Source organism: Modicisalibacter luteus DSM 23508, from assembly GCF_000378505.1.
In the GTDB taxonomy this organism is placed as follows: domain Bacteria; phylum Pseudomonadota; class Gammaproteobacteria; order Pseudomonadales; family Halomonadaceae; genus Modicisalibacter; species Modicisalibacter luteus.
In genome coordinates this window covers 196,979-223,578 of the sequence record NZ_KB899990.1, presented here as the reverse complement: position 1 = coordinate 223,578, position 26,600 = coordinate 196,979, and the positions used below count along the sequence as shown (strand labels likewise).

Here is a 26,600-nt window from a genome sequence, read left to right as displayed (position 1 = left end):
AAGTCCCAGTAGTTATTGGCCCGAGGCAAAAGTGGCAGGAGCGGAGCCAGCGAATGCCTGCAGCTCTGTTTGAGCTTGTGGGTAGCAGAGCCCTTCGTCCGAACAACCCTGAAACGTCACCATTGTGGTCAACGGGCCAATATCCTCGCTTTCCGAGGCGATAGGAGCACTGAGCACGACCTTGTCATAGAAGACGTGTATCTTGCCCAGTTGTGGGTGATCGACAGGCTCCCCCGGGGGAACTTCCAACTCGCCGAAACTGACTGAAGGGTCGCGGCTTTCTAATGCAAACTGGTGTCGATGCAGATAGTAGCCGGGGGCATTCTTAAACCCAACGAATAGCCTTCCATCGCTTCGCCATGCCCTGGCCTGGAAGGCTTCTTTAACCGGGAGAAACTTGCCCAGGAAAAGGGGCTCGGAGCTCTGGGCCTTGCCACTGCCCAGCGGCAGAGTCTCGCTAGCATATGTTTGGGTAAATGCAGCCAGCACAATGATGAAGGAAAGAAGATACTTTCTTAGGTGCGTTCTCATGAGGTAACTACCTTGCTTGCATCATCTACCGGCTGGTTTCTAGCCCAGGCCATCAAGATCAAGCCGACGGCAATCATGGGTAAACTCAGCAGTTGCCCCATGGTCAGCCAATCAAAAGCAATGAACCCCAACTGGGGGTCCGGTTGGCGCACAAACTCCACGGCAAAGCGGAAAACACCGTAGAGCAACAAGAACAGGCCGGATGTCATGCCACGCTGACGTGGTCGGCTGGAAAACCACCACAAGATAATGAACATGACGATGCCCTCCAGAGCGAACTCATACAGCGCAGAAGGGTGGCGTGGTTCTGCTCCCAACCCCATCATGGGAGGCCATACCATCGCCCAAGGCACATCGCTAACACGGCCAGGCAATTCGTGATTGATAAAATTCCCGATACGCCCGGCGCCCAGGCCGATCGGTACTAATGGTGCTATGAAGTCAGTCAGCTGAAAGAAAGCCAGCCGGTGTTTGCGTGCAAACAACCAGGCTGCAGCCAGTACACCAACTAGACCGCCATGGAAACTCATTCCCCCTTCCCAAATCTTGAATAGCCACATGGGATTGGCAAGCCACTGTTCAAAACCGTAGACCAGGACGTAGCCAACACGACCTCCTACAATGATGCCGAGCGCACCGTAGAAGATCAGGTCACCGATGTCATCATGACTCAACCCGATGCGGGAGGCCCGACGACGCCCTAGCCACCAGGCGGCTATCAACCCGATCACGTACATGAGGCCGTACCAATGGACCTGCACCGGCCCGACAGCGATGGCTACAGGGTCGATCGAAGGATACTGAAGCATGAATCCTACCTTTTAGATTAGCTTGCCCATTGATCGCAGGGCTTATGCTTGGGAGGGGATACGGTATGAATACAGCACCAAGAGCGCTCTATCGCTGAGCATGGTGCGCATCAATCTCGCTAGCGGAGTGGCCTTTAACCTGTCGAATCTCGAACGCTTCTTTCAACTTCCTGCATAACCTTCTCGACATCGTCTGGGGTGATATACCCGGTATGCTTGTAGTGAATGATCCCATCGGCGTCGACGAGAAAAGTTTCTGGCACGCCATATACACCAAGATCGAAGCCCAAGTCGCCATTGGGATCGAAGATGTTGACTTCGAAAGGATTGCCGAACGTGTCGAGAAATTCCCGCCCCTTGGTCCGGGTATCCTTGTAATTGATACCGACCAGCCTGACGCCACGCTCGGCCAGCATTAGCAGCTGAGGCATCTCTTCCTTGCAGGTAGGACACCACTCGGCCCAGACATTGACCAACGTGACTTCTCCCCGCAATAGCGACTCATCGACGCGAGCGTCAGGATCTTCCAGCGTTGACAATGTAAAGGTGGGAAACTCCTGGGACAGCAGCGCCGAATCACGAGCACTGGGATCCATCGCCAGACCACGGTAGAAGAAGAAACCCAGCCCCAGGAAGATGAGTAAAGGCAACAGCAACAGCAGTCGGCGTTTCACGCATAGCCTCGCGGATTCAAAATGTCACTTCAGTGATGAGTGCCCTTGGTAGGCACTCCATTGTTGCTGTTCAGGCATGACGCACCTGCCTTGCTTGAGAGCCAGGCCTAGGTCCTGTTGGGAGCCTAGGGCTGTTTGGCTGAAAGCGACGCAGTCGTAGCGAATTTGCCAGAACGAAGATACTGGAAAGGCTCATGGCCGCTGCCGCCAATATCGGGTTGAGCAGGAAGCCGGTGAACGGATACAACGCACCTGCCGCTACCGGAATCAGTGCCACGTTGTAGCCATAAGCCCAGGCAAAGTTGGAAAGAATCGTCCTGCGGGTGCGCTTGGACAGTGCCGTGGCATTGACGATGCCTCTCAGATCGCCACGCATGAGCACGACGTCACCGGCCTCAATCGCAATATCGGTACCCGTGCCAATAGCAATGCCTACGTTAGCCTGCGCCAATGCCGGCGCATCGTTGATACCATCGCCAACGAATGCGGTGTTGTGGCCTTCAGCCTGCAGCCGCTTGATCTCATTTGCCTTCTGATCCGGCAACACTTCGGCGAGCACCTGCTGAATCCCCACCTGCCTGGCGATAGCCTTGGCCGTGGCGCGGTTATCGCCGGTCAGCATGGCCACATTCAGGCCCTGTGCCTTGAGTGACTCGATAGCCTCAACCGAGCCCTCCTTGAGCGGGTCGGCAACAGCAATAATAGCTGCAAGCTTGCCATCGATTGCTGCGTACAGCGGGCTCTTGGCCTCTCTGGCAAGCGCCACGGCACGCCCTTCCGCCTTGCCTAGCTCAATGCCAAGCAGGCTCATATAACGGTCAGCTCCCACATTGAGCTTATGGCCGTCGACCTCGGCTTCGATGCCAAAACCAGGCTCAGCCTGGAAGCGGCTGATGGATGGCAGGTCCAGGCCCCGACCTTGGGCGCCACGTACAATCGCTTCGGCAATAGGATGCTCACTTTGCGCTTCGACTGCGGCGACCCATCGGAGCACTTCATTCTCTTGCCCTTCGAGCACAACGAAGTCCGTCAGTTCGGGGCGTCCCCTCGTCAACGTGCCGGTCTTATCCAATACGATCGTGTCTACCTTGGCCAGCGTCTCCAGTGCTGCCCCTTTACGAAACAGCACTCCCATCTCGGCCCCTTTTCCAGTCCCCACCATGATTGCGGTAGGCGTCGCCAGGCCCATGGCACAGGGACAGGCAATCAACAGCACGCTGACTGTAGTGACAAAAGCGAAAGCCAGCGCGGGCGTTGGGCCGAAACCGAGCCACACAGCAAACGTGATCATTGCAATCACGAGTACGACCGGCACGAAGATTCCAGCAATCTTGTCGGCCAGCTTCTGGATCGGCGGCTTTTCCGCCTGGGCCGATTCCACCATCTTGACGATTTGCGACAACACCGTGTCAGTACCGACCCGGACAGCACGGAACGTCAGCGCCCCGTTCTTGTTGATCGTTCCGCCAACTACCTCACTATCTTTCTGCTTGGCAACCGGCACCGGCTCGCCGCTGATCATCGATTCATCGACATAGGAGTGTCCCTCCTCGACGATGCCATCGACGGGGATACGTTCACCTGGACGAGTCTGGATACGGTCTCCCGGAACAACGGCCTCGATCAGCACTTCAACCATGTCATTGCCGCGGATAACGCGGGCCGTCTTTGCCTGTAGCTGCAGAAGCTTCTTGATCGCCTCGGAGGTGCGGCCCTTGGCAACATGCTCGAAGTAGCGACCCAGTAGAATGAGGGTAACGATGACCGCGGCCGCCTCGAAGTAGCTCTCGGCGGTCCCCGCCGGGAAAAAGCCGGGAATCAGGAGTGCAGCCACAGAATAGAAATAGGCGGCACTCGAACCGATCATGACCAGGCTGTTCATCCCCGGGTTCGCATGTCGCAGTTCCGCGAAGCCTGCCCGATAGAAGCGGGCCCCGGCATAGAACTGGACCGGGGTAGTCAGCAACCACTCGATGCCCATCCAACCACGGTGCGGCATGATGCTGGTGAAGATTGCTTCCAGCGCAGGAATCATCTTGCCCATGGCAATAATCACGACAGGAATCGTGAATGCAGCCGCAATCAGCACCTTGTTGCGAAGCTGGATACCTTCCCGATCCTCTCGCTCGGTCTGCGCGTTCTCAGTCTGATCCTGCGGCTCATAGCCGGCATCGCGAATGGCATGCTGGATGCGCGGTAGTGTCACCGCATCAGGCAGGAAACGCACGAATGCCTTTTGCGTAGTGAGGTTCACACTGGACTGGATAATGCCTGGCAGCTTCTCGATGGTGCGCTCAACCCGCGAGACACAGGAACCGCAGGTCATCCCGATAATAGGAATCTCCGCGGTTTCGATTACCGGCTGGTAGCCGGCCTCTTCAACGGCATGGGCTATTTGGCTGGGGTTGGCACGCTCTTCGAAGACAACCGTAGCCTTTTCGGTCGCAAGATTCACTTGCGCATCAGAAACGCCCGGCTGCTTCATGAGGGCGCGTTCCACACGTCCGACGCAAGAGGCACAGGACATTCCCCGTATGATGATATCGACACGCTCGGCCATGCAGAACTCCTGACAGCATCGCTCATTGAGAAGGCTCAGATGGCTGGCGATCGTTCCGCCAGGCCAGAAGGCTGGATAGAGAGGCTTACTTGCCGTCAGTGATCGCTTCGACAATGGGACACCCTTCCTGCATGGGCCCCTCACCGGAACACTCTGAGAGCGTTTTCGTAAGCACCGACTCGATTCTTGAAAGGTGTTTGATCTGTTCTCGAATTTTGGTCAACTTCTCTTCGGCAATCCGCTTGGCTTGTGCCCGGTCACCGTTGGCATCCTGCAGGATCAGCAACTCGCGAATTTCGTCGAGTGTAAAACCCCATTGCTTGGCCTCAAGAATGAACTGCAACCTAGCCACATGCTCCTCGGGGTAGCGGCGATAGTTTGACTCCGTTCGCTGGGGTTTCGGCATGAGCTGCTCTTGCTCGTAATAGCGAATTGCCTGAGGGGCAATGCCGCAGCGCTCGGCCAGCTGCCCGATACTGTAGGTTTTCATCAGTATGTCCTCAGCGAAACTGTGGGCGGCCCAGTACAACTGAGCCACCTAACGACTCGTCAAGTTATCTGGGCTGGCGTACCACACGCAGATACGGTGTCTGCTCATCCCAGCCCTCAGGAAAGCGCTCTTTGGCTTCCTCGTCCGAGAGGGAGGGAACGATAATGACGTCTTCGCCGTTCTGCCAGTCGACGGGAGTGGCCACCTTGTGCGTGTCGGTCAGCTGAAGTGAGTCGATAACACGCAGAATCTCATCGACGTTGCGCCCGGTGCTGGGCGGGTAAGTCAACATCAGGCGTATCTTCTTGCTGGGGTCGATGATGAACACGGTGCGCACTGTCACCTTGGGATCGGCCTTGGGATGAATCATCCCGTAAAGCTCTGCAACCACTCGGTCATCGTCAGCCAGTAGCGGATAGTTGAGGGACGCACCTTGGGTAGTCTCGATATCCTTGGCCCAGCCGGTATGTGATTCCAGTGGGTCGACGGAAACGCCGATCAGCTTGGCGCCACGCTTGTCGAACTCGCTCTTACGCTTGGCAAATGCGCCAAGCTCTGTCGTGCAGACAGGGGTATAATCGGCCGGGTGGGAAAACAGTACGGCCCAACTATCACCAAGCCACTCGTGGAAGCTAACGGTGCCTTCCGTGGACGCCACCGTAAAATCGGGCGCTACTTCTCCAAGCTGCAATGTCATCACGCTATCCTTACGTTGGGGTTGGATGATGCATTGCCTACGATAGCCTTAAAGTGAACTTTAAGGTCAACCCCTCCTTCAGCGCTTAGCATCCTTGCAACCAAGGGACCCTTGACCTCCGGGTGGAGCTTAGGTCTTATGCTAGCGTGCGTATGCAGCCATTAGCCATTTCGCTCGGCCGATGCGCATTTCCCCATTGCTCAGGAAGTCGTAGCTTGGACTCGCTCTCGTCTATTGGTTTGGTTGGCGCTTTTGCTGGAGGGTTGATCTCCTTCTTCTCTCCCTGCACGTTGCCACTCCTGCCGGGCTATCTTTCTGTCGTCACTGGCGGCAGCGTCAACAAACGGGACAAGAAGGTCGAAGCGCTGATACTCAGTGTCTTCTTTGTGACAGGCTTTACGCTGGTATTCATTATATTAGGGCTAGGCGCCAGTTCGCTCAGTCAACTCCTGCGTGGCTACCGCCAGGAACTCAACTGGATTACAGGCTCGGTTGTCATCTTGCTGGGGATCTTCATGACGGGCCTGCTCAATCTGCCAGTCTTCCAGCGCACTCTGCAGTTCAATCCCAGATTCCAAGGGGGTTCCCCCCTGTCGGCTACGGCGTTTGGCATAGCATTCGCTATCGGCTGGACGCCCTGTATCGGCCCCATCCTCGGTGCGATTCTGATGGCCACCTCCAATGCTGCCAATGCACAGCACGGTATGATCTATCTGGGCATGTACTCTGCCGGAATGGCACTGCCCTTTCTGGCAAGTACGCTCTGCATCAACAGCCTCAGCCGCCATAGCAAGAAACTTGGCAAATGGAGCGCCTATACCCGTCCGATTGCCGGCACAATCCTGATTCTTATGGGAATAGCCATCGTTTCAGGGACCATGACCCGCTTATCCAGCGTTATGGTTGATTTGTTTCCTTCCCTGGCAACGCTGGGGTAGCCAAGGCCGGCTTGGGTCTGGCCACACTGCAAGTCCGGATTGAATATCAGTTCATCAGCGCCACCTTCCGTAGTGCCGCTACCTGCCCTGTCGTTGCATACACTCGGTGTAGTTAACCTACAACGGCCCATGCATCTAATGGCGCTTTGTAGGACGTCTCGCCCTGGCCCATAGTGAAATCACGGCGCAAGGCAGGGTATCGCTACCCAGGTACACTGACCTGATGCCCGGCTACAACCTGAGCGCCATAGGTTTTTTGATCCAGGCGCCAGGAGCGAAGGTCTTGGAACGCTTATGACCCTGCGGCAGTGCAGCCCTGAAGGCCTACCCGGCCCGGCATGCAGCCAAGGCACCAGAAGTCATCGGAGACAGCCCAAACGGTATTTCCCAAGGTAATAATGACCTTGCAAGAGGATGGAACCATGAACTGCACCCAACTGACCCAGCAAGCCGACCTTATCGCCAGCACCTTCAGCAAGCAGGACCTTGCCAAGGTGGTGATTGCCCTGAAAGCCAGCGGCCACTCCCTGCAGCATGCTGTCGAGGTACTCGACACGATCAACGCTTGTCAGGGCTACACCCTCGACCAGGCCTGGGAAGAAGTGCTCACCGGCGAGACTCGTGTTATGACTATTAACGACGACTGATGTATCTGCTTGGCATGGGCGGCTCACCCTTGGCCAACAGAATGCCGAGGGTGAGCCATGAGCGACGTCATTGACTTGCTCGTCTCGACAGCATGAAAAGGCTCAGAAAGCGTCCTCCCTGATGCCGCGCCTTTCCTTGGAAAGCCACGATGGGTGGCCGCCCGATACCGAATATATTGCGCACCAGAATCACCGCCGGTTCATCGAAACGCGTCACGGTGAAAATCAGCCAAGCTAACTACATCGCTAATGCCTGGCTCTTCGATTTCAGGAGGATCCCCACCCGCCAGGACCTCCAGAACGGTCCGGACCCCGCGCGCCAATGATTCAAGATGGTAGCCACCTTCCAGCACCATGGCTAAACGCCCGCCACAATGCTTATCCGCCAACTCCTGTACGATGCCCGTCAGTGCGCCAAAGCCGCTATAGCTCAAGTTCATGCATAGATCCAGACGGTGCATGTCGAAGCCCGCAGAGACCAGGATCAGATCCGGCTTGAACCACTCCACCGCTGGAACCAGTATCTCGCGGTAAGCCCTGACCAGCGTCGGGTCGCCGCAACCGGCCGGTAGGGGCACGTTAACGGTCAGCCCCTCACCCAAGCCCACGCCGATCTCTTCCTTGTTACCGGAGCCCGGATAGAAGGGCGCTGCTCGATGAGTATCGAAGAACAGTACATTTGGCGAAGCCCAGAAAATGTCCTGGGTTCCATTACCATGATGGACATCCCAGTCGATGATCAATACCCGCTCGCAGCCAAGCTCAGCTTGGGCATGGGCTGCAGCCACCGCAACGTTATTGAACAGGCAGAAGCCTCGCGCACGTACCGAATCCGCATGATGGCCCGGGGGGCGACAAAGGGCGAAAGCGCTGCCGGCACGCCCCTCCATGACCGCCTCGACCGCAGCAATGGCCGAGCCCGCAGCCACTTCGGCGGCAGCGACACTGCCTGGAGAAACCGCGGTGGTATCGACATCCAGCCATGCCTGCTTACCACGCAGAGCATAGATATTCTCGACGTAAGAGGTGATGTGCACCCTGCCAAGCTGGTCTTCTGTGGCAGGCCTGCCCGTCTCATAACGAACGCCGGGCACGGGCTCGCGCATCAATAAGTCGGTAATAGCCTGTAACCGTCCTGGATGCTCCGGGTAGCTCCACTTGATCACGGCGCCTTCGAAAAGCCCTCCGAGAATCGCCTGTACACGGCTATCCAGTTTTCCGGGCTGGAAAGGCTCCTCGGCGTTAGGCCGATGTGCCAGCATACGTTCGTCGTGAATGACGAGTACATCGCGCTCACCGATCAAAAGCAAACCCTCTATGGAAGCGATGAAAGATAGCTTTGCTCCATCTTCAGGGTAGTCGAGACGTTAGCTACGCGAAGCGAATTTGGCCTAGCATCCATTACGATAATTCCAGAGGCGAGGGAACAGCACGAATTGAACGCCCCTTCCGCTGGAGAGGATACATAGTCGGGAACTCTCTTGCCCGATCCAGATCGTCTGAAACCAGGCTCCTTGTTGTTTCATGCGTTTAGTAATGAAAAATAGATGATTTTGACATTCACCTTAAAGATGACGGCGTTTAATTTTCATTCTTATATTTGTAACCTCCTGTGGCAAAAACCACGTGCATCATTCATTCCATAGATTCCGGTTCACTCTGGTTCGTTAACATTGCTACCGCAGATGCCCCCCCTGTCGCTACACCCCGTATGCGTGAGCCTCCCTGCCCGAACCACTCATCTCGCCCAAGGCGCGCTGCAATCCAGCGCTACCTATGGCAAGGGCCAGACAGTCCTCAGTGATCCCCAACGCCGCATTGGTGAATGGCCCGAAACTGCCGTAGCGGCTACGCAAACTGGCACCGACTTTCGCCGACACGCAGGCGGCCGTTGCACCTGCCAGCGCCGGGAGCAGAATCGGTTGCCGCCGTGCACTGGCAAGAGCCGCTGCGGTCATTCCGCCCGATACTGCACGCACCATCATGGAGGCACTGATCGTACGATCCGGAGCGAAGGGCAACTTGTCGCCTACCAGTTCACCGACTGCCAGCGGTATTAGCAAGTAGCGCGTTTGCTGCGCTGCCAGCGTACGGGCGGGCTCGTCGGCATTATTGGCATCCGGGTGCTTGGCGAGAGCCCGGCTGGTCATCGTTGGCGCGAGCATACTACGCATGCCGGCTACCGCCCCAAGGGCCAACGCGCCCCATAACAGACTGCTCGACCTTTTCATGCTCATGTCTCCAGATAACCGAATGACTCGACCGTCACTGATAATGCTGAGTATATTTCCAGAAAAATTCAGACAAATGGAAAACTTACAGCACATGGATGAAGATTTTATACCCCAGCCTTACGGTGCCTTTAGATCCTTTTATATACAAGCGCCGCCTTACCCTCGGTTAGCGATTTACTATAGAAGCACAACCATAATTTTTAAACTTACTTTAATTAGCTAACTCTAACTTTATTCCTGCTCGATTTTTTCAATCAACTACACTATCTATGCAGAGCTATCTTTCGAGACCACACCGACAGGCAAAGCAGGAAAGCTGTGCCTGTTTATGGATGCAGGGATCAGACTTGGAGATCAAATGGCTGAGCACATTACACTGATCTTGTCAGGGGGAAACGCTCTCGGCGCCTATCAGGGCGGCGCTTATGAAACGCTGCACGAAAGAGGCTTTCACGCCGATAAAATCTTTGCTGTCTCTACCGGAGCGGTCAACGCGGCACTAATCGCCGGCAATCCTCCGGAAAAACGTGTCAGCGTCCTTCGCAGCTTCTGGGATGCCGCAGCGCAAGACGGGCCCTGGGCTTTTCGGCCAACCTGGCCAACCACGTGGGACAGTAAACGGACACGTGCGCTGCAGAGTCTTTTCCTCGGCAGTCCTGCCTTCTATCGCGCACGCTTTCCAGGCGCCTTGTCAATGTTACCTGGAATGCCCACCGATACCGGCCTCTACGACCTCGCGCCCTTGCGCAAAACCCTGGAGCAGGCGGTCGATTTTGATCGGCTGAATGATGGACAGACAAGGCTGGTCATCGTGGCTGTGGATGCCAACAGCGGAGAGGAGGTGCGTTTCGATACTGCCAAGACGACAATCGAGGTTGATCATTTGTTGGCGAGTTGCGGATTTATTCCCTTTTTCCCACCGACACGCATCAATGATCGAGTCGTGGTGGATGGAGGCATGGCCTCAAATCTCCCACTAGAGGCTGCCTTGGACGAGCCGGTTGCGGATGACCGGTTGTGCGTTGCACTGGATCTGTTTCGACGCCTTGGGCCCGACTTCAGGACCGTTGGGCAAGCGATGGACCGGCAATTGGAATTGCTCCTTTCGGCCCAGAGCTGGAGCGCACTGCAATATCTGCGTCAACGCCACGAGTTGCGTCGCCAGTTGCGGCTACTTGGCAGCCGAATTCCGGAACATCAGCGAGGAGATCCCAGCCTGGCGACAGCCTTGGCGGAAGCAGCACAAACCGAAGGTGCGACCACGCTGCTCATGCTCAGCCACGCTGGCGTGCCTAACGATACCGAAATGAGGGCTTTCGATTTCTCACGCCCTTCCCTGACCGAACGATGGAAAGCTGGTCGCTCGGATATGATTCAAGCCCTGGAGACCCTGGGCTCCCAGCGTGCTGCCCCGGGTGAGTTCGCCGTGCATGCTTTCAATGGAAACGAAACTGAGAACGCCAGCATTGATTCGGCGTAACCCTGACTATGGGGAGAATCACATTGCTTGTCTTCATGCCTGGCCAAGGCATTTGAGACGCCGTTTGCTACTTGGGTTCCGTCTGGATTTCCGTTCTTCTGGCTTAACCTGCGTTGTCTATGACCAGATGCCTTTTCCGCTCTTCCTTCGCCAAACCTCTGGCATATTGATGTATCTCTGCCACCCTTAACCTATTCCATAGGGGGACGAGTGATGGATAGCCAAGTTTGGTAAAACCAAGACACCCCCTGTGTTTACAATCCTGAAGCCGAGGTATCTCGATCTGAGGGTACGAGTCGGCGCAATCTCAAGTGGTGTAGTCTATGAGCGAGCGGCAAGAACCTGCCGACCTGGAGCAAATGCTGGAACGGATCAGCCAAGCCGAGAAGCACAAGGGCGATCAAGTCTCGGTCGGCGATGTCGTATCAGAAGTTGGGCGCAGATCGTTTGGTCCGCTTCTATTAGTGGCCGGTATTATTACCGTAATGCCAATCGTTGGTGATATTCCGGGCGTACCTACAATCATGGCGCTATTCGTATTGATTGTAGCCGGCCAGTTACTTATCCGCCGTGAATTCTTCTGGTTGCCACATTCGCTGCTCAAGCGTTCTGTGTCGCAAGACAAGCTCGGCAAGGCCTTGAAGTGGATGCGCCCACCCGCGCGATTTATCGACCGTTTCCTTAGGCCACGCCTGACGACGTTCACCCATGGAGCAGGTATCTATGCCATTGCTGCTGTATGTATTGTCATAGCACTTTCCATGCCACCAATGGAGGTAGTGCCCTTTACTGCTAATGGGGCAGGGTTGGCCCTCACTCTGTTTGGTCTTTCTCTCATGGCTAATGATGGCTTGCTGGCATTGCTGGCTTTCATCGCCACTGCGGTAACTCTTGGATTCGTACTTTATGGCTTGGTTTAGACCCAAGCCTTGAATCGTACGATGGCCTGACAGCACTGGAAGCCACAACATTACGTGTCCTCCAGAATGATCGGCTCTCGTAGGCATGTTCGCCTGGACAGGCTCCTTTCTTACCTGCTCTGACTCAGGGATGCCGTATCAAGGCGTTCCCTGCGGATCGCTGATGCCTTGGAGTATATAATGCCTAGCGATGCCGATGTGGTAGTCGACGGCCGCCTCGCAGCGGGCAGGATCGCCGCTAGCCAAGGCCTCGATCAGGCGCCAGTGGCTGGTGGAGATGCTGCCGGGGTCGGAATGAGTGATCCCTATCAACGCCATGCAAAGCCGTAACTCATGGGCGAGATCGTTGAACGTCTTTAGCAGGCGACTGTTACCCGCCATCTCGAAGATCATGCGATGAAAGCGTATATCTTCTTCGATTTTGCGATTGTCCTCGCTATCCCTGGCCACGTCGCACATGACTTCCACCTGACGATTCAAGGTCATATGCATCTCGGGAGAAAAGGACGCAACCAGAAGGCGGAAAGCATGACGTTCGAGGCACAGGCGAAGGTCGAACACATCGGCCAAGTCAGCGCGGTCCAGTTCACGAACGAAAAACCCCCGCCCAGGACGCGACACCAGAAAACCACGGCTTTCGAGGAGACGGGCCGCCTCGCGCAGAGGCGCACGGCTGATTCCCATATCTCGGGAGAGCTGCATTTCGGATAAGCGCTCACCCGGCTTGAAGCGACGGTCAATGATGGCCTCAGTCAGCACGTCGGCCACCTGGTCAACCAGATTGCGCTGACGCAAGTTGGGTAAAGTCACACCGCGCTTGGCATCCATGAGGTTCGCGCTGCCTTTGCTGCCCTGTGTTGTTTTTGGCTCATTTATCAACACTAAGCGGCGTTTTTCTGTTTGTCGACTGCCAATGTCGACTGTCGACAGCTTTGTCAAGCGCTGCTATGGTCAAAATGTCTTCTTCATCACGAACGCTGCCGGCACTGCCAAGGTACTTCCAGGCACTGAAGTCCTTCTAGCCGGCAAGCAACTCCAAGAACAACGGAAAAGAAGAGTACAATGAAAGCACCTCTCGCCTGTGCAGTCGCCGCGTGTGGCCTAGCCACCCTTCCCGCCATGGCCGATCCGCAACCCGGCGGCGTCATCGATACCATTATCCAGCCGGAACCGCCCGGCCTGGTACTGGGCATGATCCAGAATGCCCCGACCCGCACCGTGGCCGGCAATATCTACGAAGGGCTTCTACGCTACGACACCGACCTCAATCCCATACCCCAACTCGCGGAATCCTGGGAAGAGAGCGATGATGGGCTGACCTATACCTTCCACCTGCGCAAAGGGGTGACCTGGCACGACGGCGAACCGTTCACTGCCGAGGACGTGGTGTTCTCGGCCGATGTTTTCCATCGCGATCTTAACCCCAGCGCCCGTGCCGTGCTCCAGCATGTCGAAAGCATCGAGGCCACGGACGATCACACCGTAGTGTTTACGCTCAAGCAGCCATTCGGACCGTTCCTACTCTCGTTCGAGGCGGGCACTTTCACCATGGTGCCCAAGCACATCTACGAGGGCACCGAGTTCCGCGACAACGAGGCCAACAATCAGCCTGTCGGCACCGGGCCGTTCAAGTTCGAGAACTGGGACCGCGGCACGGTGATCGAGCTGGTCAAGAATGAGGATTACTACGAAGAGGGGCTTCCCTATCTCGATGGCGTGAACTGGCACATTATACCGGATGGTGCCTCCCGCGCCGTGGCATATGAAAACGGTACGGTCGATGTCCTGCCTTATGGCACGGTCGAGAATTTCGATGTGCCGCGCCTGGCCGAGATGGAAAATACTTGTATGACCCAGGAGGGCCACGAGTATTTCAGCCCCTTCGCCATGCTCTGGATGAACAACCGTGAAGGTCCCACAGCCGACAAGCGCTTCCGGCAGGCGGTCATGTACGCCATGGACCGCGAGTTCGCCCGCGATGTACTGTGGAATGGCCTCGGTAACGTGCCGCTGTCAGCCTTCGGTTCCAATGCCAAGTTCCAGAACGAAGATCTCGAGCCCTACGACCACGACCCAGAGAAGGCACGCGAACTGCTCGACGAAATGGGCTACGACGGCGAGGAAGTGACGCTGCTGCCGCTACCCTATGGCGAGACTTGGACCCGCTGGGCCGAAGCCGTCAAGCAGAACCTTTCCGAAGTCGGCATCAACGTGCGTACCGAAGCCACTGACGTAGGCGGCTGGAACCAGCGCCTGGGCGAGTGGGACTACGACCTGGCATTTACCTACCTTTACCAGTACGGCGATCCCGCCCTGGGTATCTCGCGGACCTATCTCTCCAGCAATATCGAGAAAGGCTCGCCCTGGAATAACGTCGAAGGCTATGAAAACGAGCGCGTCGACGAATTGTTCAACGAAGCGGCTACGGCCTACCCTGAAGCGAAGCGCGAGGCGCTCTACCACGAGGTGCAGGAGATCCTGCATGAGGATGTTCCCGTCGGCTGGCTGCTCGAACTCGGCTTCCCCACTATTTACCGCTGCAATATCAAAAACCTGGTGACTTCAGGCGTCGGCGTTAACGACGGCTTCAAGGACGCCTGGATCGAGAAATGATCCGTCACGGAGGGGCGCACAAGCGCCTCTCCGTGGTTTCGGTAGGGTTTCGAGGTTTATCGCATGGTTTATGCTCGCCTGATCGCGATGCGGCTGCTCAAGGCCGTGATCGTCTTGTTCCTGATTATTGTATTCAACTTTTTCCTGATCCAACTGGCGCCCGGGGATCCCGCGGCTATCCTGGCCGGCGAGGCCGGTGCCACGGATGAGGCATTCCTGCGCCAGTTGCGTGAACAGTTTGGGCTCGACCAGCCGTTATACGTCCAGCTTTGGCATTATGTTTCGGGGATTGCCACGCTCGATTTTGGCTATTCCTACCGGCAACAGATGCCAGTGCTCGACCTGATCCTGGAGCGCCTCCCCGCCACCCTGCTGTTGACCGGTACCGCATTCGTGCTGTCGCTGGCACTGGGCATTTTCGCCGGCTCCATGGCAGCCGCCCGGGTCAAGAAGATTTCAGGCTCGGTGATCATGGCTCTGGCTCTGGTCTTTTATGCCACCCCGCTGTTCTGGGTCGCGCTCATGGCGGTATTGCTGTTCTCGGTCTATCTCGACTGGCTGCCCGCCTACGGAATGTTCACCGTGGGTGCACACTATACCGGCATGGCCCATATCCTGGATGTCGCCAAGCACCTGATATTGCCGGCATCGACCCTGGCACTGTTCTTCATGGCTATTTACACCCGCATGACCCGCGCCTCGATGCTCGAGGCCAGCCAGCAGGACTACGTCAAAACGGCCCGCGCCAAGGGACTCAAAGACCGCGTGATCCAGCGCCGACACATCCTGCGCAATGCCCTGCTACCGATCATCACCCTGGCCGGCCTGCAAGCCGGGCAAATGGTCGGTGGTGCCATTCTTACCGAAACCGTGTTCGCTTGGCCGGGCATCGGACGGTTGATGTACGAGGCACTGATGCAGCGTGACTACAATCTTCTCCTCGGCATATTCTTCTTCTCCGCCGCACTGGTCATCGTCTTCAACATTTTTACCGACCTGGTCTATCGCCTCGCCGATCCGCGTATCAAGGAGGCGTCATGAGCTTTTTTGCCCGCTTCGCACAAAACCGTGGCGCACTGATCGGACTCATCATTCTGGCCCTGATCATTGCCATGGCAATATTGGCACCGCTTCTCTTTCCCGAGTCGCCCTGGCGCATGGTGCAGCGCCCCTTCCTGCCCCCTTTCGAAGTCGACGGCTTCGTGCTGGGCACCGATACCATGGGCCGCAACGTCGCCGCCGGGCTGATGCATGGCGCCTGGGTATCGTTGTTGATCGGTCTGGTGTCGACCAGCGTGGCACTGATAATCGGCGTGCCACTGGGGGCCGTGGCCGGCTATTACGGTGGGCTGGTCGACGATGCCCTAATGCGCTTCACCGAATTCTTCCAGACCATTCCCAACTTCGCGCTGGCGATCGTGCTCGTCGCCATCATGCAGCCCAGCGTGACCTCCATTGTGCTTGCCATCGCCATCGTCAGCTGGCCCCCCGTGGCGCGCCTGGTACGAGCCGAGTTCATGTCGCTGCGAAACCGGGAATACGTCGAGGCGGCACGGCTCGTCGGACAGGGCAACACCACCATCATTCTGAAGCAAATCCTGCCCAACACCCTTTCACCGATCATCGTGTTGGCCTCGCTGATGGTGGCTACGGCAATCCTGCTGGAATCGGCGCTGTCATTCCTGGGCCTGGGCGACCCCAACGTGATGTCCTGGGGATACATGATCGGCGCGGCACGCACGGTGATTCGTCAGGCCTGGTGGCTGAGCTTCTTCCCGGGCATGGCGATCCTGCTCACCGTGCTGGCCCTGAATCTGGTCGGCGAAGGGCTCGATGATGCCCTGAATCCCAAGCTTGCCCGTGAACGCCAGTAGGGGAACCTCATGACCGATACCGTACTGAGCATTCGCAACCTGACCCTGGCACTACCCAAGGGGGCCGATCGGCGCTATGCGGCTGAAAATGTCACCTATGATGTCGCTAAAGGCGAGATCATGTGCGTGGTCGGCGAGTCCGGCTCCGGCAAGTCGATGGCCGCCAACGCAGTGATGGGTCTGCTGCCCAAAGGGGTTCGGCCAACGGATGGTGAGATCCTGTTCCACGGCGAAGACCTGTTGAAACTCGATGAAAAGCGCCACCGGGAGCTTCGAGGCCTGCGCATCGGAATGATCTTCCAAGAGCCGATGACGGCGCTGAATCCGCTGATGCGGGCCGGCGACCAGATTGCCGAAGTCTTCGAGGCCCACGGGTTATATAACGCCAAGGAGCGCCAGCAAAAAGCCTTGTCGCTGCTAGAGGAAGTCGGCATTCCGCAGCCCGAAAAAGCGATTCGCGCCTACCCCTTCGAGCTGTCAGGCGGCCAGCGCCAGCGCGTGATGATCGCCATGGCCTTGGCCTTGGAGCCGGAATTGCTGATCGCCGACGAGCCCACCACGGCGCTGGACGTGACCACCCAGGCACAGATTCTCGAGTTGATCCGCGATCTTCAGCAGCGCCGCAACATGGCAGTGATGTTCATCACCCACGACTTCGGCGTGGTGGCCGAGATCGCCACCCGCGTTTGTGTCATGCGGCTAGGTAAGGTCGTCGAGTTGGGGCTGGCCAGCGACATATTGGGCAACCCACAACACGAATATACCCGCTCGCTCATTGACGCCATTCCCAGCAATGCCGTGCCCCCTGCACGCGACGTCCGCGATCCCGCCCCCCTGCTCGAGGTGCGCCAGCTCAACAAGGTATTCCGCTCGCGTGGCGGCCTGTTCAAGCCCTCGCGTGAAGTCGTTGCGCTGAATGACGTGTCGTTCACGCTCGACCGCGGCGAGACCGTAGGAATCGTGGGTGAATCCGGCTCCGGCAAATCGACCATGGGCCGTTGCGTGGTCCGTCTCGAACGCCCCGATAGCGGCGAGCTGCTGCTCGATGGCGTCAACCTGAGCGCTCTCAAGGGTGATGCCCTGCGTCGCGAACGCAAGCGGGTACAGATGGTATTCCAGGACCCCTACGCCTCGCTCAACCCGCGAACCCGGGTCGGCCTGGCCATCGCCCAGGGCCCGATAGCCAATGGCGTGCCACGCCAGGAGGCCCTCAAGCAAGCCGGCGACCTGCTCGACCTGGTGGGGCTGGGGGCCGCTGCTGCCGAGCGCTTTCCCCACGAATTCTCCGGCGGCCAGCGCCAGCGTATCGGTATCGCCCGCGCCCTGGCCCTGAACCCCGAGCTGATCGTCGCCGATGAAGCCGTGTCCGCCCTGGATGTATCGATCCAGGCTCAGATCCTGGAACTGCTCGAGGACCTTAAACGGAAGCTATCGCTGTCGCTGCTGTTCATCACCCATGACCTGCGGGTAGCCGCACAGGTCTGTGATCGAATCATCGTGATGCAGCACGGGCGCATCGTCGAACAGGGCACAGCACAGGAAGTCTTCCTCTCCCCCCGTGAGGCCTACACTCGCGAGCTGCTCGACGCGATACCCGGCCGCGCCCATGAAGCGGCCGCGGTGTAGCGGCCGCGGTGTAGCGGCCGCGGTGTAGCGGCCGCGGTGTAGCGGCCGCGGTGTAGCGGCCGCGGTGTTGCGGCTGCCTAACAGGTAAAGGACATTGATGGACGCGTTATTGACCGACATCCAAGCCATTGTCGACCCCAGCGGACTCATCCGTGGTGAGGCCGTCGGCCAGCGCATCAACGACTGGCTTAGCGGCGCCCCCTGTCGCGCCACTGCCATTGTGAGACCGACCGACACCCAGCAGCTTGCTGCAGTGATGCGCTGTTGCCATGCCGCAGGCCAGCCGGTCGTGACCCAGGGCGGCATGACCGGATTGGTCCACGGCGGTCAGGCCGGCCGGGACGAATTGGTGATTTCACTGGAGCGCATGACGGCAGTGGAAACCCTGGACCCGTTGGATGGTACCTTGACGGTCCAGGCCGGGGCGCCTCTGGAAATTGTACAGCAGGCTGCCGCGTCACAGGGCTGGCATTTTCCGCTCGATCTCGGCGCCCGGGGGTCGTGCACCATCGGCGGCAATATCTCGACCAACGCCGGCGGCAACCGGGTAATCCGCCACGGCATGATGCGCCAGCACGTGCTTGGCCTGGAGGCGGTGCTCGCCGACGGTACCGTCATCAGTTCGCTCAACCGCATGCTCAAGAACAATGCCGGCTATGACGTCAAGCAGCTCTTCATCGGCAGTGAGGGTACCTTGGGTATCGTGACCCGTGCCGTATTGCGACTGCAACGTCCCACTACCAGCGAAAACACGGCACTGCTCGCCGTACCAGGCTTCGAGGCGTTGACGAGCATCCTCAATGGTCTGCGGCAACGGCTGGGCGCCAACCTCACCGCCTGCGAGGTCATGTGGCAATCGCATTATCGCCTACTGACCGAAGAACTCGGTCGCCATACGCCACCGCTTTCTGCCGACTCGCCCTATTATCTCCTCGTTGAGGCTCAGGGGATCGATCAGCAACACGACGAACAATTGTTCAGCGCAGCCCTGAAAGACTTTTTCGAGGCGGGCTGGGTAAGTGATGCGGTGATGGCTCACTCAGGCGCGCAGCGTCAGGCCCTGTGGGCGATCCGCGAGGATATCGAGGGGTTGATCCAGGCCTTGCGCCCTTTGTTCGCCTTCGATGTCAGCCTGCCCATCGGCAGCATGCCGGGCTATGTCGAGACACTTGAATGCGAACTTGCGGCAGTCCGCCCCGGTAGCCGCCTGGTTGTGTTCGGCCATATCGGCGATGGCAATCTGCATCTCTCCATCAACGCCGGCAGTGACGATGCCGACACCCGACAGGCCGTCGAGCGACTGGTGTACGGCCCGTTGGCCGCCTTGGGAGGCTCGGTCTCGGCCGAGCATGGTATCGGTCTCGAAAAGCGCGACTACCTCGCCCTGTGCCGAAGTCCCGAGGAAATCGCGCTGATGCATACGCTCAAGCAGGCCCTCGATCCCAAGGGGCTGCTCAATCGGCACAAAGTGCTACCTTTCATCGCCTGCTCTCGTCAGGAGGAGTCCACATAACCGTCACGCTCACGGCGTCCAGCGACGTCGACAGCCCCAACTCGGTCGCCGACCAACTCAACAGCGACTGCACGAGACGATAGGAGCAACGCTCAAGCCAAGGCGCCTTGCAGCCTCGGAAGAAGCGCTGAAACCATCCCCAGAATCTTAGAGCTCACATTGCGGAAATCTGTAGGAGAAGTGCCTGGTAACGTCGCCGGTCCCCGCTAAATTCATGGGACGTGACATGCCAATTGCCGTTCGGAAATGACTTGGATACCGTGTCGTTGCAGCAAGGCGGCAGTAACGCCGTTCCCCGCCACAGCCTTGCCATCGAAACGACCATCATAGATCAGAGAACTGCCGCATGAGGGGCTGTATTCCTTGAGCACAACCTTGGTCGCCTTCAGCGACTGCGCCTTCTCCAGGGTGCGATAGGCTCCTTCGAGAAAGGCCGCTGTTACATCAATACCTGATTGCGTCATGACCCTGGCAGTTCCATCAAGAACATCCTGTCCATGGCCGCCCACGATCTCTGCGGGCTCGCGCGGTGTTGTAAGGCCACCGAGCATTTCCGGACACACCATGATTGCTCTACCCTCGGCAACGAGCCGGCGCACTGTTTCATCCAGCTTGTTCGATGCGTCGTATCTGACATTCAATCCAGCCAAACACGCACTGACCAAAAGCATGGATTTTTCCTCCGGTTCTCAATCAGGGACGCAATAGCAACACAGCTGCAGCGAATAGCGATAACAGCACCAGTGACACCAAGGTGCCGCTAGCTATGGCCTGTGCGGACCTACCGGTGCCTCGATAATAGGTTTCCAGTACCACGGTATTCGCTGCTGGGGGGAGTAAAGGCAGAATGAACAGTACCGCCACATTAGAGGCGATCAACTCGATCCCCAGTTCACTGCAGCCCCAGACGAACATCCCGACGATCATTGCCCCCAGACCAGCCCGCAACAGCGACACCGGCACGGCTGCCCGCAAGCTGGCCAATGTCATTTTGGAACAATATAGCCAGATGCCGAGCGTGCACATCCCGGCAATCGTCATGAGCTGCTTGGCCAGTTCATAGGCCACCGCCAGCCAGGAAGCGTCAGCCAGATCGAACGGCGACATATGCAGAAGCAGGCCCGAGAAGACGGCCAACACCGGTGGCGAGGACACTGTGTTGCGAATCATGTCTCGCCCACTGGCCTCGTCCTGCATGGCCAACACACAGGCGATATTGCCGAAAACCGACCCGCCGATGTAGGCCGCAATAATGATCCGGCTGGCGGCGTCACCGAAAATGGCGATGGCTAACGGCAAGCCCAACCATCCAATATTGAGATAACTGAACGTCAGTGATCGCAACTTGTCCCGCCAGAAGACCTGCCCGAGGAGAAACAGCACGCCGCAGAAAATGAAACAGAAAATGGCGAGCAGTGCCGTGCCAGCCTGGTAGGTCAGCAGGTTATAGGCGATGACAAAGGGAATGAGTATCCGGGTGAGGATAGCCGATAGCCCTGTCCTCGCACTGGGTATAAACCGGCCGACAACCAGGCCGCCGAGCATGTACAACAGAGGATAAATGACCGTCATGGCGCCATCTTCTTTATGTATGCGCTAGCTATACCATGTAGACGGCGTACCGTGTCGTTTTTAATAGCTATAACGCCATCGCCCCGCAGAGCGGGGCGATGGCGATAAAAGGCAGCGGCCATGTCGGAGTGCGGCCGTTTTCAGCCTCCTACCCCGGCACGCAACACCACACAATCCATACCTTGGCTGGCCAGCTGTTGGCAGGAGCGGCGCGCCTGCTCCTCTTCCAGATCGATCAGGCGAGCACGATACATTTGACGCGCGCCGTCGGCAGGTACCACCGAGACACGCGTATTGGTGAGCTCACTTCTCAGCGCGGTCGCCGCCTGATTGGCACGGACCTGTGCGCCATCGCGGTTACTGAAAGCACCTACCTGAACCATCCAGCCAGTCGTATCGGGATGATCCATGCTGGCCATCAGGGTACGAATCGGATCGTCCTGAGCATCCCCCTGGGCCACGGCGGCAGCCTCGGCAGCGGCCGGAGCGGATGGGCGTGCCACCGTTGCTGCCACGCTGCGGGCTTTCGGCGCTGCGGCCAACGCGATCGCTTCGCCAGTACCGAATACATCTGTCTTGGCGATCCAATCGCCACGGGTCAATAGGGACGCCCTTACGAAGCCCCTGTCGAGAAGATCCGCCATATGGGCATCGCGTGACTTTGCAGTAAAGCCACCCATGACGACCGAGACGATGCGGCGTCCGTCTCGTACCGCCGAGGTCGCCACGTTGAAACCCGACGCCCGGATATAACCGGTCTTTAGACCATCGGCACCGGTATAATCATCCAACAGTCGATTGTGCCCCTTGTAGGTCTTGCCTCGATAGGCAAAGTGCGTGCGCGAGAAATAGCCGTAAAACCGAGGAAAGTCACGCATCAGATGCATGGATAGCGTGGCCATGTCCCGGGCTGTGGTCACTTGCGCGTCGTCCGGCAAGCCCGAGGCATTGCGGAACGTGGTCGAGGTCATTCCCATTGCCCTGGCCTTGGCAGTCATGCGTTCGGCAAATGCTCGCTCGGAGCCTGCCAGGCTCTCTGCCACCACCGCCGCGACGTCGTTCGCCGAGCGAACGACCAAGGCCAGGATCGCCTCCTCGACGGCAATCGTCTGCCCGGGTCGTACCCAGAGCTTGGAAGGTGGCTGAGCGGCGGCATGCGCCGATACCGGCAGTTGGGATTCCATCGTCAACCGCCCGCTTTCGACTGCCTCGAACAAGAGGTAAAGCGTCATCATCTTGGTTAATGACGCAGGGTAACGCGCGGCATCGGCATGTTCGGAGGATAATACTTCGCCACTCTGGGCATCGATAACGATGGAGGCGTATCGTGGATTGGCCTGCACTTGCGAAGCAAACAGCGACAAGCCAGAAACGAGCATACAGAAAATAAACACCACGTGGCTGCGCGGCGTGGCGATAGAAGGATTAGGCGCCATGATCGTTCCCTGCGAATATTAGTTATATTGGTATTAATCAAAAAAATACAATTTCAGTAAGTCTACCCTGGCTATCGGTGAGCAAAGAGTCGGTTAACGCCGATTTTTATCGTTATTATTGGCGAGCGATACGGCTACTGTACAGCGTTATCATCGCCAACGCTTTGCTCCACGGCGCCCCGTTTCTGCATCCAGCGCGCGACGATCCAGCATAGCGAAGCCCATGCCGCGCCTGCCGTCCAGCCAGCCAGCACATCGGTGGGCCAGTGGACGCCCAGATAGACACGACTGATCCCCACCAGCACTGTAATCAGGATCGCTACCAGAAGTAGGTAGGCTTTCAATCGGCGCTTCGGCTGCATGCGGATCAGCAGCGCTGCCAGAGTCAGGTAGGTGACGGCCGCCATCATCGAATGGCCGCTGGGAAAGCTCGCGGTATATACGATTGAACCGTGCGAGACCAGGTCGGGTCGGGGCCGATCGAAGCCCATCTTCAGCAGCGTACTCATCAACCATCCACCGCTTACCGATACCAGCATGAACAGCGCTGCATGGTAATAACGTGAAAGTAACAGGTACCCCAGCGAAAATGTAGAGATGATGACTAGCACGGCCACACCGCCCAGTGCAGTAAAGTCGCGTCCCATTTCTTCGGCCCAGCCTGGACCGATCGGATCCGACAGGTCCGTGGCAGTACGAAAGGCCAGCAATAACCTTTCGTCGAGGTTTCGTGTCTCACCTTCCATGACCGTATCGGCCAGCTCAACGAAGCCCCAGAAACCGCCCGAGACAATGAGGACGCAAAGCAGGACCGGCAACTCATGCCGCCCCAGCCAAAATAGGAAGTCATACGGTTTCTGCAAGAACTGGCGCTTATCCCTAGCTGATTCCATTCCGCCACATCCTGTTCATCGGTTATTACTGCTGTATATCAGCTTATCATCCCTGCAGGGTACCCGGCGATATGCACTATATTCTGTTTGACTTGGTCATAGTGCGATAACTGCTGGTCACGTTATTAATCAATTCATTAATAACGCCATATTGATAGAAAACATCTATAATTTCTGTGCGGATCTCTCCGTAAAATCCTCTGTTCCATTGCATGCACAGCTATGCTGCAAATAACCGCCTATTCTTTTCTTCATTCGACGCTGGAGCCTTCATGGATGACGACACCTTGCTCGATTGCCTTATCATTGGAGCCGGCCCGGCCGGTTTGACGGCAGGCATCAATCTGAGCCGCTTCTACCGGACGATTCGTATCATCGATGCAGGTTACAGTCGTGCCTCGCTTATTCCCTGTAGCCACAATTATCCCGGCTATCCGGATGGCATCGGAGGCAACGAGTTGTTGGATCAGTTGCGAACGCAACTTCGGGTCAACGGTGGCAGCGTGAGTTCGGGAACCGTACTGCGACTGCAGCGCACGGAAGACGGTTTGTTCCTCGCCCATACTGATAGCGAGGTTATCCACGCCCGCACAGTCCTGCTGGCTACAGGTGTAGTCGATATCGACCCTGAGCTGGAGGGCTTCCAGGCGGTCAAGGAGCAGGGATTGATTCGTTACTGCCCTATCTGCGACGGCTTCGAGTTCAGCAATGAATGCATCGGTATCATCGCTCGAAACGAGCACGGCGTGCGTGAGTCAGTTTTCATCAAGCGCTTCAGCGCCAACCTGACGATGATCGACATCGACAATGGCGCCTTCCTTGATCAGCGTGCGACAGATCAGTTGGCGAACGAGGATATTTCACTGGTCCAGGGTCTCATCCAGCGCCTCTCGACCGACGACCAGCAGCTTATTCATGTTCATATGGTGGATGGCCGCACATATACCTTCGATGTGCTCTATTGTGCGCTTGGCACTCGGGTGCGGAGCGACCTTAGCCGTGGACTCGGGGCTCGACGCAATTCGGATGACTATCTGATCGTCGACGAGCACATGCAGACCGGGGTCGAAGGGCTCTATGCTGCCGGCGACATGACCAACCGACTGAGTCAGATCACCGTCGCTACCGGGCAGGCCGCCATTGCCGCGACTGCAATTCACAACCGGCTACAGCACCGATAGCCGAGAAAGGCCAGAAACGAAGTGGGGCATACGAAGTATCGTATGCCCCATCGTAGTCAAGAACAGCTCAAGACATGATTGACTCGAGGCCAATCATGAGTGGCTTAGAAGAACCCAAGCGGATTGGTGTCATAACTCACCAATAGGTTCTTGGTCTGCTGGTAATGCTCCAGCGCCATCTTGTGGGTTTCGCGACCGACCCCCGACTTCTTGTAACCCCCGAAGGCGGCATGTGCCGGATACTGGTGGTAGCAGTTGGTCCATACGCGGCCGGCCTGGATGCCCCGTCCCATGCGGAAGGCGAGATTGATGTCCCGGGTCCACACGCCAGCGCCAAGTCCAAACTCGGTATCGTTGGCAATCGCCAGCGCTTCCGCCTCGTCCTTGAAGGTGGTGACGGCGACTACCGGTCCGAAGATCTCTTCCTGGAAGACGCGCATCTTGTTGTTGCCCTTGAGCAGCGTCGGTTGGATATAGAAGCCTTTGTCGTAGGCAGGATCGAAGCTTTCCTTGCCTCCCCCGGTCAGGAACTCGGCCCCTTCTTCACGCGCCACATCCATGTAGGACATGATTTTATCGTACTGTTCCTGAGACGCCTGGGCCCCGACCTGAACATCGGTATCCAGCGGATTGCCGCGCTTGATGAGCTTGGTGCGCTCGAGTACACGCGACATGAAAGCGTCGTACATGCTTTCCTGAATCAACGCACGTGACGGACAGGTACAAACTTCACCCTGGTTGAAGAAGGCCAGCACCATGCCTTCCGCTGCCTTGTCGATGAATTCCGGCTCGGCGTTGAGGATATCGGCGAAGTAGATGTTGGGGGACTTGCCACCCAGCTCGACGGTCGACGGGATGATGTTTTCAGCTGCGCACTTGAGGATGTGCGACCCCACAGGCGTGGACCCGGTAAAGGCAATCTTGGCGATTCGCTTGCTGGTAGCCAGCGCTTGTCCGGCCTCGGCACCGTAGCCGTTGACGATATTCAGCACGCCAGGCGGCAACAGGTCGCCGATCAGTTCGACAACCTTGAGGATTGACGCTGGGGTCTGTTCGGCGGGCTTGAGTACTACACAATTGCCCGCGGCCAGTGCCGGACCAAGCTTCCAGCATGCCATCAGGATCGGAAAGTTCCAGGGAATGATCTGGCCCACTACGCCAAGCGGTTCATGAAAATGGTAGGCCACGGTGTTGGCATCGATGTCCGCCGCCGTACCCTCCTGGGCGCGGATACACCCCGCAAAATAGCGGAAGTGATCGACGGCCAGCGGAATGTCGGCATTCAGCGTTTCACGCACCGCCTTGCCGTTATCCCAGGTCTCGGCAACGGCAAGCATCTCCAGGTTCTGTTCGATGCGATCGGCGATCTTTAGCAGGATATTGCTGCGCTCCTGAGCCGATGTCCGGCCCCAGGCCGGAGCCGCCTTGTGCGCAGCATCCAGTGCCAGGTCGATGTCCTCGGCAGTCGAACGAGGAATCTCACAGATCACCTCGCCATTGACCGGGCTGATGTTCTCGAAATACTGGCCCTTGACCGGCGCGACGAACTCACCACCGATGTAGTTGCCGTAACGCTTCTCGAAACTGACGATGGCGTCGGCACTGCCGGGATTGGCATAGATCATGAAGGCATGCTCCTCTGTTGTTGATCTTCTTAGACCCGGCAGAGAGGTCACGACATGTCGCGCACCGTCATGACCGAGTCCACCTTTGAGAGTAGCGAAACCTTCAAGTTACAGATGGTTTACCGTAGCATTCTTTGGTCGTAGTCCTGAATAACTGCACGTTGGACGAGTGACCCCATGCGTGAAGTTCAGATGTGCGGAGCCGTTGTTGAGCTCAACCAGCTCCGCCATCAGGGGCTCACTGAAAGCTACCGGCACGTTACCTGCATGCCCCTTTGATACGGAAT

At 57.5% G+C, this 26,600-nt stretch carries 24 protein-coding genes; 10 read left to right on the top strand and 14 right to left on the bottom strand.

Features of this window, described 5'->3' with window-relative positions; translation table 11 throughout:
- Nucleotides 1-12: 12 nt before the first annotated feature.
- The 6 genes from F568_RS22095 to F568_RS0103690 all read right to left on the bottom strand — a co-directional run bounded on the left by F568_RS22095 (nt 13) and on the right by F568_RS0103690 (nt 5,761).
- Complete coding sequence (locus F568_RS22095) at nt 13-531, bottom strand: protein-disulfide reductase DsbD domain-containing protein (protein ID WP_019017360.1); 519 nt, start codon at nt 529-531, stop codon at nt 13-15.
- The gene (gene lgt, locus F568_RS0103710) at nt 528-1,340 is read right to left on the bottom strand and encodes a prolipoprotein diacylglyceryl transferase (protein WP_019017359.1); all 813 of its coding nucleotides are present in this window, start codon (nt 1,338-1,340) and stop codon (nt 528-530) included. The genes F568_RS22095 and lgt overlap by 4 nt, the downstream gene beginning before the upstream one ends.
- Nucleotides 1,341-1,474: 134 nt before the next feature.
- Nucleotides 1,475-2,014: a DsbE family thiol:disulfide interchange protein gene (locus F568_RS0103705; protein WP_019017358.1), complete on the bottom strand. Its 540-nt coding sequence runs from the start codon at nt 2,012-2,014 to the stop codon at nt 1,475-1,477.
- A gap of 70 nt (nt 2,015-2,084) precedes the next feature.
- The gene (locus F568_RS0103700) at nt 2,085-4,574 is read right to left on the bottom strand and encodes a heavy metal translocating P-type ATPase (RefSeq protein ID WP_019017357.1); all 2,490 of its coding nucleotides are present in this window, start codon (nt 4,572-4,574) and stop codon (nt 2,085-2,087) included.
- Nucleotides 4,575-4,659: 85 nt separating this feature from the next.
- Nucleotides 4,660-5,064 carry a heavy metal-responsive transcriptional regulator gene (locus tag F568_RS0103695; protein WP_026300314.1) on the bottom strand — a complete coding sequence of 135 codons (405 nt, stop codon included), beginning with the start codon at nt 5,062-5,064 and terminating at the stop codon, nt 4,660-4,662.
- Between the two features lie 64 nt (nt 5,065-5,128).
- Nucleotides 5,129-5,761 (bottom strand): peroxiredoxin, encoded by a 633-nt coding sequence (locus F568_RS0103690; RefSeq protein WP_019017355.1) that lies wholly within the window; start codon nt 5,759-5,761, stop codon nt 5,129-5,131.
- A gap of 215 nt (nt 5,762-5,976) precedes the next feature.
- Here F568_RS0103690 and F568_RS0103685 point away from each other — a divergent pair, with 215 nt between their 5' ends.
- Entirely contained in the window at nt 5,977-6,699 is a 723-nt protein-coding gene (locus F568_RS0103685) for a cytochrome c biogenesis CcdA family protein (RefSeq protein WP_040475809.1), read from the top strand.
- A gap of 422 nt (nt 6,700-7,121) precedes the next feature.
- The gene (locus tag F568_RS0103680) at nt 7,122-7,346 is read left to right on the top strand and encodes a hypothetical protein (RefSeq protein ID WP_019017353.1); all 225 of its coding nucleotides are present in this window, start codon (nt 7,122-7,124) and stop codon (nt 7,344-7,346) included.
- 200 nt (nt 7,347-7,546) lie between these two features.
- Here the strand turns inward: F568_RS0103680 and F568_RS0103675 are convergent, their stop codons facing one another.
- Both F568_RS0103675 and F568_RS22090 read right to left on the bottom strand, forming a co-directional pair.
- On the bottom strand, nt 7,547-8,650 hold the full coding sequence (locus F568_RS0103675; RefSeq protein WP_026300312.1) for a histone deacetylase family protein: 1,104 nt from the start codon (nt 8,648-8,650) through the stop codon (nt 7,547-7,549).
- Nucleotides 8,651-9,046: 396 nt separating this feature from the next.
- Nucleotides 9,047-9,577: a DUF4126 family protein gene (locus F568_RS22090; protein ID WP_019017351.1), complete on the bottom strand. Its 531-nt coding sequence runs from the start codon at nt 9,575-9,577 to the stop codon at nt 9,047-9,049.
- Nucleotides 9,578-9,938: 361 nt separating this feature from the next.
- Here F568_RS22090 and F568_RS0103665 point away from each other — a divergent pair, with 361 nt between their 5' ends.
- Both F568_RS0103665 and F568_RS0103660 read left to right on the top strand, forming a co-directional pair.
- Entirely contained in the window at nt 9,939-11,060 is a 1,122-nt protein-coding gene (locus F568_RS0103665; protein ID WP_019017350.1) for a patatin-like phospholipase family protein, read from the top strand.
- A 323-nt stretch (nt 11,061-11,383) separates the two neighbouring features.
- Nucleotides 11,384-11,980, top strand: coding sequence for an exopolysaccharide biosynthesis protein (locus F568_RS0103660; RefSeq protein ID WP_019017349.1), 597 nt, complete (start codon nt 11,384-11,386; stop codon nt 11,978-11,980).
- A gap of 138 nt (nt 11,981-12,118) precedes the next feature.
- On the opposite strand, the gene F568_RS0103655 is transcribed toward F568_RS0103660, so the two are convergent.
- Entirely contained in the window at nt 12,119-12,808 is a 690-nt protein-coding gene (locus F568_RS0103655) for a GntR family transcriptional regulator (protein WP_019017348.1), read from the bottom strand.
- Nucleotides 12,809-13,042: 234 nt separating this feature from the next.
- Here F568_RS0103655 and F568_RS0103650 point away from each other — a divergent pair, with 234 nt between their 5' ends.
- The 5 genes from F568_RS0103650 (at nt 13,043) to F568_RS0103630 (ending at nt 19,606) form a co-directional block, all read left to right on the top strand.
- The gene (locus tag F568_RS0103650) at nt 13,043-14,593 is read left to right on the top strand and encodes an ABC transporter substrate-binding protein (protein ID WP_019017347.1); all 1,551 of its coding nucleotides are present in this window, start codon (nt 13,043-13,045) and stop codon (nt 14,591-14,593) included.
- A 63-nt stretch (nt 14,594-14,656) separates the two neighbouring features.
- The gene (locus F568_RS0103645; RefSeq protein WP_019017346.1) at nt 14,657-15,634 is read left to right on the top strand and encodes an ABC transporter permease; all 978 of its coding nucleotides are present in this window, start codon (nt 14,657-14,659) and stop codon (nt 15,632-15,634) included.
- A complete protein-coding gene (locus tag F568_RS0103640; protein ID WP_019017345.1) occupies nt 15,631-16,467 on the top strand; it encodes an ABC transporter permease in 837 nt (278 codons plus the stop codon). Before F568_RS0103645 ends, F568_RS0103640 begins: the two co-directional genes overlap by 4 nt.
- 9 nt (nt 16,468-16,476) lie before the next feature.
- Nucleotides 16,477-18,093 carry an ABC transporter ATP-binding protein gene (locus F568_RS0103635; protein ID WP_019017344.1) on the top strand — a complete coding sequence of 539 codons (1,617 nt, stop codon included), beginning with the start codon at nt 16,477-16,479 and terminating at the stop codon, nt 18,091-18,093.
- A gap of 97 nt (nt 18,094-18,190) precedes the next feature.
- A complete protein-coding gene (locus F568_RS0103630; RefSeq protein ID WP_019017343.1) occupies nt 18,191-19,606 on the top strand; it encodes an FAD-binding oxidoreductase in 1,416 nt (471 codons plus the stop codon).
- Nucleotides 19,607-19,818: 212 nt separating this feature from the next.
- Here F568_RS0103630 and F568_RS0103625 read toward each other — a convergent pair whose 3' ends face one another.
- From F568_RS0103625 to F568_RS0103610, 4 genes are all read right to left on the bottom strand, one after another.
- On the bottom strand, nt 19,819-20,277 hold the full coding sequence (locus F568_RS0103625; RefSeq protein ID WP_019017342.1) for a 2-thiouracil desulfurase family protein: 459 nt from the start codon (nt 20,275-20,277) through the stop codon (nt 19,819-19,821).
- A 22-nt stretch (nt 20,278-20,299) separates the two neighbouring features.
- Nucleotides 20,300-21,178, bottom strand: a complete 879-nt coding sequence (locus tag F568_RS0103620; protein WP_019017341.1) for an AEC family transporter — start codon at nt 21,176-21,178, stop codon at nt 20,300-20,302.
- Nucleotides 21,179-21,318: 140 nt separating this feature from the next.
- Nucleotides 21,319-22,614 carry a D-alanyl-D-alanine carboxypeptidase gene (locus F568_RS0103615; RefSeq protein ID WP_019017340.1) on the bottom strand — a complete coding sequence of 432 codons (1,296 nt, stop codon included), beginning with the start codon at nt 22,612-22,614 and terminating at the stop codon, nt 21,319-21,321.
- Nucleotides 22,615-22,748: 134 nt separating this feature from the next.
- Nucleotides 22,749-23,507 carry a phosphatase PAP2 family protein gene (locus tag F568_RS0103610; protein ID WP_019017339.1) on the bottom strand — a complete coding sequence of 253 codons (759 nt, stop codon included), beginning with the start codon at nt 23,505-23,507 and terminating at the stop codon, nt 22,749-22,751.
- A 272-nt stretch (nt 23,508-23,779) separates the two neighbouring features.
- Between F568_RS0103610 and F568_RS0103605 the strand changes: the two genes are divergently transcribed.
- The gene (locus tag F568_RS0103605; protein ID WP_019017338.1) at nt 23,780-24,688 is read left to right on the top strand and encodes an NAD(P)/FAD-dependent oxidoreductase; all 909 of its coding nucleotides are present in this window, start codon (nt 23,780-23,782) and stop codon (nt 24,686-24,688) included.
- Nucleotides 24,689-24,792: 104 nt separating this feature from the next.
- Here F568_RS0103605 and exaC read toward each other — a convergent pair whose 3' ends face one another.
- On the bottom strand, nt 24,793-26,313 hold the full coding sequence (gene exaC, locus F568_RS0103600; RefSeq protein ID WP_019017337.1) for an acetaldehyde dehydrogenase ExaC: 1,521 nt from the start codon (nt 26,311-26,313) through the stop codon (nt 24,793-24,795).
- Nucleotides 26,314-26,600 lie beyond the last annotated feature (287 nt).